Origin of the sequence: uncultured Sulfitobacter sp. (assembly GCF_964021855.1) — a bacterium.
Classification (GTDB): Bacteria; Pseudomonadota; Alphaproteobacteria; order Rhodobacterales; family Rhodobacteraceae; genus Sulfitobacter.
Genome location: NZ_CAXHZD010000004.1, coordinates 253,848 through 267,901, shown reverse-complemented (window position 1 = coordinate 267,901; position 14,054 = coordinate 253,848). Strand labels below are relative to the sequence as shown.

The 14,054-nt window shown below is 58.0% G+C and carries 13 protein-coding genes and 1 other RNA gene; 12 read left to right on the top strand and 2 right to left on the bottom strand.

The annotated features are described in order from the left end of the window. Positions 1 to 83: 83 nt before the first annotated feature. Positions 84 to 430: a transfer-messenger RNA gene (ssrA, locus tag AADJ11_RS14745) on the bottom strand. A gap of 32 nt (positions 431 to 462) precedes the next feature. Continuing rightward, on the bottom strand, positions 463 to 1,203 hold the full coding sequence (locus tag AADJ11_RS14740) for an FCD domain-containing protein (protein WP_341235275.1): 741 nt from the start codon (positions 1,201 to 1,203) through the stop codon (positions 463 to 465). Positions 1,204 to 1,294: 91 nt separating this feature from the next. Between AADJ11_RS14740 and AADJ11_RS14735 the strand changes: the two genes are divergently transcribed. The 12 genes from AADJ11_RS14735 (at position 1,295) to AADJ11_RS14680 (ending at position 14,024) form a co-directional block, all read left to right on the top strand. Then, positions 1,295 to 2,083 (top strand): DUF2182 domain-containing protein, encoded by a 789-nt coding sequence (locus AADJ11_RS14735; protein WP_341235274.1) that lies wholly within the window; start codon positions 1,295 to 1,297, stop codon positions 2,081 to 2,083. Position 2,084: 1 nt separating this feature from the next. Next, a complete protein-coding gene (locus AADJ11_RS14730) occupies positions 2,085 to 2,792 on the top strand; it encodes a DUF1326 domain-containing protein (RefSeq protein ID WP_093915135.1) in 708 nt (235 codons plus the stop codon). Continuing rightward, positions 2,789 to 3,298 (top strand): DinB family protein, encoded by a 510-nt coding sequence (locus AADJ11_RS14725; RefSeq protein ID WP_341235273.1) that lies wholly within the window; start codon positions 2,789 to 2,791, stop codon positions 3,296 to 3,298. Before AADJ11_RS14730 ends, AADJ11_RS14725 begins: the two co-directional genes overlap by 4 nt. Further along, complete coding sequence (locus AADJ11_RS14720) at positions 3,299 to 4,402, top strand: dimethylsulfoniopropionate demethylase (protein WP_341235272.1); 1,104 nt, start codon at positions 3,299 to 3,301, stop codon at positions 4,400 to 4,402. A gap of 105 nt (positions 4,403 to 4,507) precedes the next feature. Then, positions 4,508 to 5,500: an acryloyl-CoA reductase gene (gene acuI / locus AADJ11_RS14715; RefSeq protein ID WP_341235526.1), complete on the top strand. Its 993-nt coding sequence runs from the start codon at positions 4,508 to 4,510 to the stop codon at positions 5,498 to 5,500. A 131-nt stretch (positions 5,501 to 5,631) separates the two neighbouring features. Then, positions 5,632 to 7,053 carry a deoxyribodipyrimidine photo-lyase gene (locus AADJ11_RS14710; protein ID WP_341235271.1) on the top strand — a complete coding sequence of 474 codons (1,422 nt, stop codon included), beginning with the start codon at positions 5,632 to 5,634 and terminating at the stop codon, positions 7,051 to 7,053. A 68-nt stretch (positions 7,054 to 7,121) separates the two neighbouring features. Next, positions 7,122 to 8,330: a cyclopropane-fatty-acyl-phospholipid synthase family protein gene (locus tag AADJ11_RS14705; protein WP_341235270.1), complete on the top strand. Its 1,209-nt coding sequence runs from the start codon at positions 7,122 to 7,124 to the stop codon at positions 8,328 to 8,330. A gap of 29 nt (positions 8,331 to 8,359) precedes the next feature. Continuing rightward, positions 8,360 to 8,791: a TrgA family protein gene (locus AADJ11_RS14700; RefSeq protein ID WP_341235269.1), complete on the top strand. Its 432-nt coding sequence runs from the start codon at positions 8,360 to 8,362 to the stop codon at positions 8,789 to 8,791. A gap of 4 nt (positions 8,792 to 8,795) precedes the next feature. After that, complete coding sequence (locus AADJ11_RS14695; RefSeq protein ID WP_341235268.1) at positions 8,796 to 9,929, top strand: NUDIX domain-containing protein; 1,134 nt, start codon at positions 8,796 to 8,798, stop codon at positions 9,927 to 9,929. A gap of 14 nt (positions 9,930 to 9,943) precedes the next feature. Further along, on the top strand, positions 9,944 to 10,978 hold the full coding sequence (locus tag AADJ11_RS14690) for a cysteine synthase A (RefSeq protein WP_341235267.1): 1,035 nt from the start codon (positions 9,944 to 9,946) through the stop codon (positions 10,976 to 10,978). Continuing rightward, the gene (locus AADJ11_RS14685) at positions 10,975 to 13,308 is read left to right on the top strand and encodes a DUF3772 domain-containing protein (RefSeq protein WP_341235266.1); all 2,334 of its coding nucleotides are present in this window, start codon (positions 10,975 to 10,977) and stop codon (positions 13,306 to 13,308) included. The genes AADJ11_RS14690 and AADJ11_RS14685 overlap by 4 nt, the downstream gene beginning before the upstream one ends. After that, entirely contained in the window at positions 13,305 to 14,024 is a 720-nt protein-coding gene (locus AADJ11_RS14680; RefSeq protein WP_341235265.1) for an alanyl-tRNA editing protein, read from the top strand. Before AADJ11_RS14685 ends, AADJ11_RS14680 begins: the two co-directional genes overlap by 4 nt. The last annotated feature ends 30 nt before the right edge of the window (positions 14,025 to 14,054 follow it).

Here is a 14,054-nt window from a genome sequence, read left to right as displayed (position 1 = left end):
CGAAGGCATCTTTTGGACCGTCATCCGCATCGCGCGGGGCGACGACAATGGATCAAAACCATCAACTCAAGGGCAGGGGGAAAAGTGCAGGTTTCTGTTGCCAGGTACCTGCGAACCCCGCCTTAGGTCGCTAAACCCAAGGACTTAAGTTTCAATAGTTCCGGTCGCTTACGCGGCCATCGCCATTGGAGCACGATTGTCATTTGCAATTGTACATTTTACGCCGATAACGGTGGCAGTCAGCCGAGATAAGGCTACATCTTTAGACGTTCGTCGATCCTATTTCGACCCCATGATCCGCAAATGACGGATTATTGGTGGAGTCGCCGGGTACCGCCCCCGGGTCCGAACCGCTTATTACATGCGCGTTTATACCCATAGTCCCGAAGGACAGTCATAACATAGGAAGCTGCGCAGGGTTTGCAAGGCGTCATCGGTGTGAAAAGCGATAAAGATCGCCGGTCAAACGTGGTCAGAATTTCCACTGCGCTGCGCAAAAACACGGCGGGCAAGGGCTTGGGTCTCGGTCTCTAGCGCGGTGAGCCCCGCACTGGCGGCGGCACCGTCTTTGGCCTCGATCGCGTCGGCGATGGTGATGTGGAGTGCTATAATCGCGTCGCGAGATCGGGCGGTAAAAGTGATCATGTTCATCAGCGGTTGCATCGCCTCGACAGCACCTGCCAGTTGATAGGACAGCACAGGATTGCCCGCACCATCGACCAAGGCCCGGTGAAAGGCGACGTCAGAGGCGCAAAATGCCTCATCGGTCAAATCCGCTTCGCCTTGTACCTTAATCTCATCCCGCATCGCGTTGATATGATGTTGTTTTCGACGTTCAGCGGATAGCGGCGCGCAGGCGCGTTCCAAGGCATATCGCGCTTCGCAGGCGGTCTCGAAACTCACGTCGTTCATCGACAACAGCAGCGTCGAAGTGGTGATCTGCTGGGCTTGTGCGGCCTCAAAGCTGATGCGGTTCACGAACGCACCACCGGTCGCCCCGCGTTGCGTGCGGATCAACGATTGCGCCGCCAGCCGTTTCAACGCCTCGCGGACGGTGGCGCGGGATACGTCGAACTTCAGCGACAATTCCGCCTCGGACGGCAGGCGTTCATCCACAATCAACGCCCCACTGACGATGGCATCGCGGATATTGGCAGCAATCTGGGCCGACAGATCGGCAGTGGGGGCGAGATTGGATTTCATATGTCTTACATTTAATATTTGGAAAAACTTTAAATGTCTGACATTACTTTTTCAAGCACCGAGTCGCGCAAGTCTGGGAGGATCGCGTCACATGGCACCTGTCATCCGTTCGGCCCTATGGCTTGGCTTTTTCGGCCTGATTTTGGCCGCTTGGGTCATGATGTATGTGATGAGTACCGGCATGGGGCTGGATCTGATGGGCCGTCCCAACGCGATGGGCCAGATGATGCGCGGTATGGATCCGCGCATGGACATGTATATGCCGATGGCCAGTTTCGGGCCCTTGGCCGTGATGTGGGCCGCGATGATGGCGGCGATGATGCTGCCCACGATGATCCCGACCTTGCGTAGCTACGAAGATTTGATGGTCAGCGCCGATGGCACGCGGGCAGGGTGGTTTGGCGTCTTGCTGGGCTATTTCATCATGTGGATCGGCTTTGCGCTTGTGATTACGGGCGTGCAGATGGCGCTGCTGTATGGCGGGGTGATCGACATGCTGGGCATCGCGAAATCACGCTGGTTTGCCGCCGCTTTATTGCTGGCGGTTGGCGTGTTTCAATTCACCCGAGCCAAGGAAATTTGCCACGGCGTGTGCCATTCCCCGATGATGTATTTCATGGGCCATTGGCGCGCGGGCTTTGCGGGCGGTGTGCGCATGGGGCTGGGGCTTGGCACGTTTTGCGTGGCCTGTTGCTGGGGTTTCATGGCGCTTGGCTTTGCGGGCGGCGTGATGAATTTGGCGTGGATGGGGCTGGCGACGCTTTTCATGGTGCTCGAAAAACTACCGCAAATCGGACATAAAGTGATAAAACCTATGGGTGTCCTGCTGATCCTTGGCGCATGCGCCGTGGCAGCTTGGCCCTTGTATTCAGGAGGATAAGATGGCGACCAACAAAAGAGCGGACGCAGACCGTTTGCCGATCAGTCAGCGCATTGATCAGCGCATGCCCAACCCGAAACGGCGCGAGGCGACCCCGACGAATTGGCAGATCAAGGGCGAATTATTCCTCAATTGCTCGTGCGAGATGTTCTGCCCCTGCGTTGTCAGCCTTGGCGCGCACCCGCCCACAGAAGGGCATTGCCACGCGTGGATGGCCATTGCCATCGACGAGGGCCATTACGAGGGCGAAGATCTGTCAGGCCTGAACGTGGGCCTGCTGGTCGATATCCCTGGCCGCATGGGCGAGGGCAACTGGAAAGTCGCGGCTTACGTCGATGAAAACGCCAGTGGCAAAGCCTATAATGGCATTTTGCAGATCTTTTCCGGTGCGGCGGGTGGTACCACAGGCCTGTTTACCATGCTGGTGTCCGAGATCATCGGGGCCGAACGCGCGCCCGTGAAAATCATTCGCGACGGCAATAAACGGTCGATCCAGATTGGTCGCAAGATCGCAGGTGAGATCGAAATGATTGCAGGCAAATCGCCGGATCATCCGGTGATGATCTCAAACTCGAAATACTGGATGGGGCCGGATATTATTGCGGCACGCGGGTTGAAATCGAAAGTGCGCGATTACGGTCGGGTCTGGGATTTTGGTGGCAAATCAGCCGAGATCTGCCCGATTGACTGGCAAGGGCCCAACCCATGATCAACGCCGGCTATGCACGGATTATGGCGCGCTATAACAGTTGGCAAAACGACCAGCTGATACCGCTGTTTCTAGACATGCCACAGGCGGAGCTGACCAAAGATCGCGGGGCGTTCTTTGGATCGATCCTGAGCACAGCAAACCACATCCTAGCGGCTGACATGTTGTGGTTGTCGCGGTTTGATCCGTCGATGGCACCACCGTTCGAGCGCTTTGATAAATGGCTGATGCTGCACAATGACGCGCGCAATTGGGCCGCGGATCGGCAGCGGGTGGACGGCAAAATCAGCGAGTGGGCACGCAGCCTGCGCGAGGTCGATTTGCTGGGCGATCTGCATTGCGTCCCTGCGGGGGGCGGTGCGGCCTATAACTTGCCCAAGGGGCAGGGCTTGTTGCAATTGTTCAATCACCAGACCCATCACCGGGGTCAAATCCACGCGATGCTGACGGCGGCGGGTCAAAACGCCCCTGTTACGGACATCGCCTTTTTGCCGGAGACTGCATAAATGGCCCTCATTTCCCCCTCGCGTCGGATCCGGCGCACGATGTTTTCCGAAGGTGTCGAAGCGGCGGGGGTCAAGGCCTATACGGTCTATAACCACATGCTTTTGCCCACGGTTTTCAAAAGCGTGCAAGAGGATTACCACCATCTGAAAGAGGCAGTGCAGGTCTGGGATGTGTCCTGTGAACGGCAAGTGGAATTGCGCGGGCCGGATGCTGCAAAGCTGATGCAGATGCTGACGCCGCGCGATCTGCGCGGGATGCTGCCGGGCCGGTGTTTCTATGTGCCCATCGTCGATGAAACCGGCGGAATGTTGAACGATCCGGTAGCCGTGAAACTGGCCGAGGACCGCTGGTGGATTTCCATCGCCGACAGCGATTTGATGTTTTGGGTCAAGGGAATTGCTAACGGTTACCGGTTGGATGTGTTGATTGACGAACCCGATATCAGCCCGCTGGCAATCCAAGGCCCCAAAGCGGATGATCTGCTGGCGCGCGTCTTTGGTGATGCCGTGCGCGACATCCGGTTTTTCCGCTTTGGTATGTTCGATTTTGAAGGGCGGTCCATGGCGGTGGCCCGGTCGGGCTATTCCAAACAGGGCGGGTTCGAGATTTACGTCGATGGCGAAGACAAAGGCATGCCGCTTTGGAATGCGCTGATGGAGGCGGGCCGTGATCTGGACGTGCGGGCCGGATGCCCCAACGGGATCGAACGGGTCGAGGGCGGATTGCTGAGCTATGGCAATGACATGACCGACGACAACACGCCCCATGAATGCGGTTTGGGCCGGTTCTGCGACACCCAAACGGCGATTGGCTGTATCGGTCGTGATGCGTTGCTGCGGGTCGCCAAGGAAGGGCCAACCAAACAGGTCCGCGCGATTGATATCGCGGGCGGGGCCGTGCCACCCTGTGATCGCGCGTGGGACATCGAGGCGAAGGGCAAAAAGGTCGGTCAGGTGACCTCGGCCGCGTATTCGCCGGATTTCAAGACGAATGTGGCGATTGGTATGGTGCGAATGACCCATTGGGACGAAGGATGCGAGGTGCAGGTGCGCACGCCCGACGGCCTGCGCGATGCGGTGGTGCGCGAGAATTTCTGGGCGTAATCGCTTGGATGAGAGTTGGGGACCGAGGGGCCAGCCCCTCGGGCTCCCCGGAGTTTATTGGCAAAATGAAAAGGGTGACGAAGCGTGACCCGGATAGGAGAGATTATGTTTGATGCGTTGATGGTGAGCAAGGACGAAGAGAGCGGCAAGACCTCTGCCGCGGTGACGCAGATCGATCTGGATCAACTGCCTGCCGGTGAAGTGACTGTTGCGGTCGAGTATTCGACAGTGAATTACAAGGATGGTTTGTGCATTGGACCGGGCGGCGGATTGGTGCGGAACTATCCGCATATTCCGGGCATCGATTTTGCTGGCACGGTCGAGGCGTCGGATGACGATCGTTACAAGCCTGGTGACAAGGTCGTTTTGACCGGCTGGCGCGTGGGTGAGGCCCATTGGGGTGGGTATTCGCAAAAGGCGCGGGTCCGGGCCGATTGGTTGGTGCCGCTGCCCGAAGGTTTGGATACCCGTCAGGCGATGGCCGTGGGGACCGCCGGATTCACAGCAATGCTGGCGGTGATGGCGTTGGAGGATCACGGGCTGAAAACCGGACATGGTCCTGTGTTGGTCACTGGTGCGGCGGGCGGGGTCGGGTCTGTCGCCGTGGCGATTTTGGCAGCCTTGGGTCACGAGGTTGCTGGTGTGACAGGGCGGCCTGAGACGGCAGATTACCTGAAATCGCTTGGGGCCAGTCAGATCGTCGCGCGTGAAGAGATCAACGAGACGGTCAAGCGCCCGCTTGAGGGGGAAACCTGGGCCGGATGCATTGACGCCGTGGGCGGCGCGATGTTGGCGCGCGTTTTGGGGCAGATGAAATATGGCGCATCAGTTGCGGCTGTTGGTTTGGCCGGCGGCGCTGGTCTGCCTGCGACGGTTATTCCGTTCTTGCTGCGCGGTGTGAACCTGTTGGGGATCGATTCTGTGATGCAGCCCTATGACAAACGTTTGCGCGCGTGGGAGCGGGTTGCCAAAGATCTGCCGATGGCCAAGCTTGAAGATATGGTTGTGCCAGCGACGCTTAAGGATTTGCCACAGCTCGGCAAGGATATCCTGAATGGACAGGTGCGGGGCCGTGTCGTCGTTGACGTCAACGGCTAAACGCCGCGAGACCGGGCCACGCCAACACGACGGCAGCGGCCCGTTTGCCAATCACGCAGGCGGGGCGTTTTTTGTCTTGAAAGCCGGCATTCCGGGCTATGTTTCCTCATATCTTATGAAGAAGGTTAACCTTGTCCGATACATCCCCGATCCTTGTGTGGTTTCGCCGTGATTTACGGTTAACCGATCATCCCGCATTGTCTGCGGCCGCGCAGACGGGCCGGCCGATCATTCCCGTTTTTATCAATGACAGTTTGGTCGAAGGCCTTGCCGCCGCGCCGAAATGGCGTTTGGGGCTGGGGGTCGGGTGTTTTGCGGAAGCGTTGCGCGAGAAATCCAGCCGCCTTGTTCTGCGCAAAGGCGATGCGCTTGAGGTGTTACAAGAGCTGATCGCGCAAACCGGTGCCGGGTCGGTTTATTGGTCGCGACTTTATGATCCTGAAACGACGGCGCGGGACAGTCGTGTTAAGGACGCGTTAAAAACCGCGGGCGTCGAGGCGCGGTCCTTTGGCGGGCATCTGATGTTTGAGCCTTGGACGGTCGAGACCAAGACCGGCGGCTATTACAAGGTGTACACGCCGTTTTGGAATTCGGTGAAAAATCGGGGCGTCGACGCGCCGCTTGCGGCCCCTTCAACGCTGGCCGCCCCTGCGCAATGGCCCGATAGCGATGATTTAGCGGATTGGAACCTGGGCGCAGCCATGCGGCGTGGTGCGGATGTGGTCCGGCCCTTTGTCCAACTGGGCGAGAAATCGGCGCAATCGCGGCTTGGCACGTTTATGGCGCATGGGGTTGCTGAATATAAGGCCAATCGCGATCTGCCGGGGGTGGATGGCACATCGAACCTTTCTGAAAACCTGTCGCTGGGCGAGATCAGCCCACACCAATGTTGGCATGCGGGGCAGCGCGCCTTGCATGATGGGAAACAAGGGGCGGAAACCTTCCTCAAGGAGCTGGTCTGGCGCGAGTTTGCCTATCATCTGATGCACCACACCCCGCGTATTCTGGACCAGAACTGGCGCGAGGAATGGGAGGCTTTCCCGTGGAACGAGGACGAGCGCCGCGCCGAAGTGAAGGCCTGGAAACAGGGCCGCACCGGCGAGCCCTTTGTCGATGCCGCGATGCGAGAGCTGTATGTGACGGGCCGAATGCACAACCGCGGGCGCATGATTGTGGCCAGCTATCTGACCAAACATCTGATGTGCCATTGGCGCATTGGTCAGAAATGGTTCGAGGACTGTTTGATCGATTGGGACCCGGCCAGTAACGCAATGGGTTGGCAATGGGCGGCTGGGTCCGGGCCGGATGCAACGCCCTATTTCCGGGTGTTCAACCCTGCGACCCAGTTGGATAAATTCGACAAGAACCGCGATTACAGCAGCCGCTGGATCGCTGAAGGGCGCCCCAAACCACATAAGGACGCGCTGGCATATTTCGACGCGATCCCCGAAAGCTGGAACTTGTCACCACAGGACGGCTATCCAACCCGCATTATTCCGTTGGATGAGGGACGTCAGCGCGCGCTTGACAGCTACAAGAACAGAAATTTTTAATGGGTGGTAATCGCGTTTGGGTGTATAAACCTTAACGTGGCTATCAACCCCACGTACAGGGATCAGACATGATATTAACCAGTACAGAAGGGCAAACGTCCCTTCCCAGATATTTTGCGCGGGTTTTTGCAATGGCCCAGCAGATGCATCATGGGCAAATCGATTTCGTCTTGCCGGATGGTCGCAAATTCCGCGCCAAAGGGGCAAACCCGATGCCCGTGGCCGAGATTCAAATTCATAACGCCGACCTTTTTGCGCGGCTGATCCGCGAGGGGGATCTGGGTTTTAGCGACGCCTATCTGGACCAATGGTGGAGCACGCCGGACCTGCAAGCCTTTATGGATGTCGCCCATGCCAACGAAGACATCTACGATTCATTTCCGGGGATGGGGCTGGTGCGCAGGTTTGAATCCCTGCGGTTCTGGCTGCAAAGCAACAGCAAGAAACAAGCGCGCAAGAACATCAGCTATCATTATGATCTGGGTAATGATTTCTACAAGCTGTGGCTGGATGACACGATGACCTATTCCAGCGCCTTGTTCGAGGATGGTGCGCAGCAATCGCTGGAATCCGCCCAAATAGCGAAATACGCGTCGATGGTTGACCAGATGGGGGTTAACCCCGGCGATCACGTGCTTGAGATCGGATGCGGTTGGGGTGGCTTTGCCGAATATGCCGCCAAAACACGCGGGCTAAAGGTAACATGCCTGACCATCAGCACAGAGCAGTTTAACTATGCCAAAGAACGCATTGAAAACGCTGGCCTTTCAGATGTGGTCGAGATCAAGTTGCAGGATTATCGCGATGAATGCGGTATCTATGACGGCATCGCCAGCATCGAGATGTTCGAGGCCGTAGGCGAGAAATACTGGCCCGCTTATTTCAACACCGTACGTGACCGCCTGAAGCCGGGAAAATTCGCGACCTTGCAGATTATCACTGTGCAGGATCGCCGTTGGGAGGTGTATAAACGGGGCGTGGATTTCATACAGAAGTACATTTTCCCGGGGGGCATGTTGCCCAGCCCGACCGTGCTGCGCGAGCAGGTGGAAAAGGCCGGGCTTGCCGTTGAGAGATCGATTGAATTTGGCAAAAGCTATGATTTGACCCTGCGCCGCTGGCATCAAACGTTCAACGAAAAATGGGATGATATCGCAGCCATGGGCTTTGACGAGCGGTTCAAAAGGATGTGGAATTTCTACCTCACCTCCTGCGCTTCTACCTTTGACAGCGGTAATTGTGATGTGACACAAATTACGGTGAAGCGTCCTATTTAAAGGCGCGCAGGTGATCCAAGGAGCAGTCAATGCCTACAGGTGCCAAATTGGTCGCCGCCATGTGTTTGGCTTTGCTGGGTTTGGCTATATCCGTGATCATCACGCCGCTGATGCCGGAGCTTTCCGATTTTAAGTATTTGATACCCGTCATCATGGCCATTGGTGGGCTGATTGGCTGGTTTATCATGGCCCCGCGTGCCGGTGGCGGTGCGGTTGCCAACGGGTTAACGGGTGCTGTCGCCTTGGCGTTTTGGACATTGGCGGCGCTTGGGGTGATCCGGATGATCGACCGGTCTATGAAAGGTCAGTATAACGGGCTGGGTGATGCGGCTGTTGCTGTCTTTTCAATTGGGGCCGAATATTTCCTATTGCTGGCCACGCTGCCGGTTGGCATTGCGTTGGTTGTCGGGGGTGTTATCAGCGGGTTTGTCACAAACTATGCTGATCGAAAGTGGTCGTAAGATAATGAAAAACCTGTTCTTTTACGGCACGCTTAGGCATGTTCCCCTGCTTGAGATCGTGCTGGGCCGCGCCGCAGCTGATATCAAATTCACCCCAGAAAAATTACACGATCACGCCGCCCTTGCCGTTGCCGAAGGGCCGTTCCCCTGCGTGGTAGAGCGTGCCGGTGCCGTCACAGACGGGCTGCTGGTCGAAGGGTTAACCGATACCGATATTGCGCGGCTCGATTTTTACGAGGGCAGCTTTGCCTATGACCTGCGCGATTTGGTGCTGGCAGGCGGGCAAACGGCGCAGGTCTATTTCCCCGCGCCGGGTGTCTGGACGACGAAAGCCCCTTGGGATCTGGCCGAATGGGAAAACGACTGGGCCGCGCTCAGCTGCTTTGCCGCGCGCGAGGTGATGGATTACTTTGGCAAATACACCGTCGCGCAGGTGGCCCGCATGTTCCCGATGATCCGCACACGGGCTGCGGCCATGGTCAAGGCGGCGCAGTCGAAACACGGGGCAGGGACATTGCACGGCGCAATTGATGTGCAGCGGATTGATCGCGCCTATACCAACTATTTCGCGCTGAACGAATACCACCTGCGGCACGAACGGTTTGACGGCACCATGTCAGAGGTGGTCGAACGCGCTGTTTTCATAGCGTCTGATGCGGCGCTGGTGTTGCCCTATGATCCGGTACGCGACCGCGTGATGCTGGTGGAACAGGTGCGTATGGGCCCGATTGCACGCGGCGACCGGTCGGTTTGGCAGTTCGAACCCATCGCGGGCCGCGTCGACCCCGGCGAAACCCCGCAGCAGGCCGCCCACCGCGAAGCCGCAGAAGAGGCCGGGATTGCCCTGCAATCGCTTGAACCCGTGGCCGAGGTCTATGCCTCGCCGGGATGCAGCACCGAATTTTTCTATATCTATGTGGGGCTTGCCGATCTGCCCGACAAAGCCACCGGTGTGGCCGGTCTGGACAGCGAAGACGAAGATATCCGGTCGCATCTGATGTCTTTTGACGACTTGATGGCGATGGCAGACACGCAACAAGCGGCCAATTCGCCGCTTGTGATCGCCGCATATTGGCTTGCACGTCATCGCGACCGCTTGAGGTTGGCCCCCCCCAAGGCTACACCTAATATAACTTGAATTAGGAGCACCCCATGCACGTCGCATCTGATCTGGCACAAGCCATTGGCAACACACCTCTTATTCGTCTGCGCAAGGCAAGCGAAGAGACCGGATGTGACATCTATGGCAAGGCCGAATTCATGAACCCCGGCCAATCGGTCAAGGACCGCGCGGCGTTGTTTATCATTCGTGATGCCATCGAAAAGGGCACGTTGAAACCCGGCGGCACGATTGTCGAAGGGACCGCGGGTAACACTGGTATCGGTCTGGCGCTGGTTGGGGCGTCAATGGGGTTCAAAACGGTGATCGTTATTCCCGAAACCCAAAGCCAGGAAAAGAAAGACATGTTGCGTCTGGCGGGCGCGGAACTGGTTCAGGTTCCAGCGGCCCCGTATCGCAACCCCAACAACTTTGTACGCTATTCCGAACGTCTGGCCAATGAACTGGCGCGTTCGACCAACGAAGGGGTGATTTGGGCCAACCAATTTGACAATGTCGCCAACCGCCAAGCGCATATCGAAACAACCGGCCCCGAGATTTGGGATCAAACCGGCGGCAAGGTTGACGGCTTTTGCTGTGCTGTCGGGTCGGGCGGCACATTGGCGGGCATCGGCATGGCGTTGCAGCCAAAAGGCGTAAAAATCGCGTTGGCTGACCCCGATGGCGCGGCGCTGCACAGCTATTACACCACGGGCGAATTGGTGGCTGAAGGTGGTTCCATTGCCGAAGGCATCGGTCAGGTGCGCATCACCAAAAACCTTGAAGGTTTCACCCCCGATTACAGCTATAACATCCACGACAGCGAGGCGCTGCCGATCGTGTTCGACCTGCTGCAACACGAGGGGCTGTGCCTTGGCGCGTCGTCAGGCGTCAATGTTGCCGGTGCGATCCGGTTGGCGCATGAAATGGGGCCGGGCCACACCATTGTGACGATCCTGTGTGATTTTGGGACGCGCTATCAGTCCAAGCTGTTCAACCCCGAATTCCTGCGTGAAAAAGGCCTGCCTGTTCCCGGTTGGCTGGACCGCGCACCACAATCCATCCCCGGCGTTTTCGAAGACCAATGAGCCAGCCCTTGCGCAGGATTTTCACCGGGCTTTGGCTGGCGCTGTGGCTTATGGTCGGGGCGGTCTCGGCCCAAGAGGAGCCGGTTCAAGCCATCGACCGCTGGGAGAATGTTGCCAGCCGTGCCGAAACGGTTGTGGACGACGCGACGACCAGCGACACGGTTCTGGAAACCTTGCGGGGGCGGATTGTTGATTTTCGCGCGGTGTTCGATACGGAACGCAACGCTAATTCCGCACGCATTGCCACGCTGCGCGAACAGATTGCGGCCCTTGGCGACCCGCCAGAGGGCGAGAATGCCGAACCAGAGCCACCCGCCTTGGCGCAAACCCGCACCGATCTTAACCAACAGCTGAACGCGCTGTTGGCACCTGTTCAAATCGCCGAACGCGAATATTTGCGCGCCGATGGGCTGGTGCGGCAGATCGATCAGATATTGCGGACCCGGCAGGCAGAAAAACTGCTTTCAGCCACGCCCAGCCCGTTAAACCCCGAACATTGGGTCCCCGCGCTGCGTGATCTTACGGATGCCTTTGGCGGTATGCTGATTGATCGCGGCGCGGTGGGTAGCGCCCAGAAATTCGCGGCGTTGCGTGAAAACCTGCCGTTTGTCGTCTTTTCCACTGTTGTGGGGCTTTTGCTGCTTTTGCGGGGCCGCCCTTGGGCGGTGATGATGGTGTCGGGGCTGCGCAGACATCAGGCGCGGGGGCTTGGGATATGGCGCTTTGTCGTGTCCTTGCTGCGGATCATCTTACCGTTGTGCGGGTTGTTTCTGCTGGCCACGGCGGCACGCCAAAGCGGCTATCTGGGGGTGCGCGGGACCGAGGTGATCCGCCTTTTGCCTTTTATGGGTGTGGTGGTCTTTGGCTTTCGATGGGTGTCGGAACGGGTGTTTTCACGCGATGACGAAGAGGCGCTGCTGCTTCTTGCCCAAGACCAACGTCGCCGCGCGCGGTTCTATGTGAATGGCATTACCGTGGTGATGATCGTGTCGATCATCACCATTAAAATCCTAGAGTTTGAATTACCAAGTGCCGCGACCAGCGCCGTTGTCGCATTTCCCTTTGCGGTGCTGATCAGCTTTGCGCTGTTCCGGATTGGCCAAATCCTGCGTGGCTATCAAGATGCCGAGGAAGAAGCCCAAGACGCGGAGGACCCGCAGCGCAGTTCGACCCTTGCGCGGGTTGTGCGCAGTCACGGGCTGGGCGCAATGGCGGTTGGTATCGTCGCACCGTTGCTTTTCGCCTTTGGCTATCAGGATCTCGCGGATGCGATTTTGCGCCCGTTTGTGGTGACACTGGTGATTTTGGGGCTGGTCATGGCGCTGCAACGCTTTGCAGCGGATGTGTATGGCGCGATCACCGGTCAGGGAATTGCCGCGCGCGAGGCGTTGATGCCGGTGTTTTTCGGCATGATCCTGTTGCTGTTGGCCACGCCGGTTCTGGCGCTGGTCTGGGGTGCGCGGCTGACCGATCTTAGCGAATTATGGTCGACATTCTCGAACGGGTTCTCGATTGGCGACACGCGCATTTCGCCGACAAACCTGCTGACCTTTGCGGTGATCTTTTCGGTCGGCTTTTTGCTGACGCGGCTGTTGCAGGGCACCTTGCGTTCAAATGTCTTGCCCAAGACAAAGATCGATATTGGCGGGCAGAACGCGCTGCTGTCGGGCTTGGGCTATGTCGGTATTTTTCTAGCGGCTTTGGCGGCGATCACCGGGGCCGGTATCGATCTAAGCTCTCTCGCGATTGTGGCGGGGGCCCTGTCGGTCGGTATCGGTTTTGGTCTGCAAAACATTGTCAGCAACTTTGTCTCGGGGATCATTTTGCTGATCGAACGCCCCATTTCCGAAGGGGACTGGATCGAAGTTGGCGGCAAAACCGGTTATGTGCGCGATATTTCCGTGCGCTCCACCCGGATCGAGACCTTTGACCGCACGGATGTGATTGTGCCCAACGCCGATCTCGTTAGCGGGACGGTCACCAACTATACCCGCGGCAATACCGTGGGCCGTGTGATCATTTCCGTCGGTGTGGCCTATGGCACTGACACAAAGCGCGTCGATAAAATCCTGCGCGAAATCGCCGAGGAGCAGCCGATGGTGTTGGCCAATCCGGCCCCCAATGTATTGTTCGTGAATTTTGGCGCGGATGCGTTGGAGTTTGAAATCCGCGCATTCCTGCGTGATGTGAACTGGATGATGAGCGTCAAAAGCGACATTAACCACGCCATCGCAAAACGCTTTGCCGAAGAAGAGATCGAAGTACCATTTGCGCAGCGCGACATCTGGCTCCGCAACCCCGAGGCGCTGAAAGGCGGGTCCGACACATGACGAAACCGCTGTTCCTTGATGACGCATACCAACGCGAAGCGCCGGGGCGTGTGACCGCAATTACCGAAGAGGGCGGGGTCGTGCTGGACAAGACGATCTTTTACCCCACGGGCGGCGGGCAACCCGGCGACAGCGGTTGGCTGATGTGGGACGGCAAGCGTTTGCCGATTGCCACCACGGTCAAGGGGCCGGGCGATGCGATTGCCCTTGTTCCGGCAGAGCCGTCGCATTTGCCAGATGTCGGCACCCATGTGACGCAGGTGTTGGATTGGGACCGGCGCCACAAGCACATGCGCGTCCATACCATGCTGCATCTATTGTCGGTTGCGGTGCCGTTCGGGGTGACAGGCGGCCAAATATCGGCGCGCCATGGTCGCTTGGATTTCGACATGCCGGACGCCCCTGATGATCGCGACGCGATCGAGGCGGTGTTGAACGATTTTGTAGAGGCGGATCTGCGCGTCACAACCCATTGGATCACCCAAGAGGAACTTGCCGCAGCACCCGAGCTGGTCAAGACAATGGCGGTCAAACCGCCCAAAGGCGCGGATAAGGTCCGGCTGGTCGAGATCGGCGATGGCACAAGCTGGATCGACCTGCAGCCCTGCGGTGGCACCCATGTCGCGCGCAGCGGCGAGGTGGGCGCGCTTGTCCTAGGCAAGATTGAAAAGAAGGGCCGCCAAAATCGTCGTATTTACGTACATTTGGATGGTTAGCACTGTTGTTGAAATTGGCGTGATTTACCC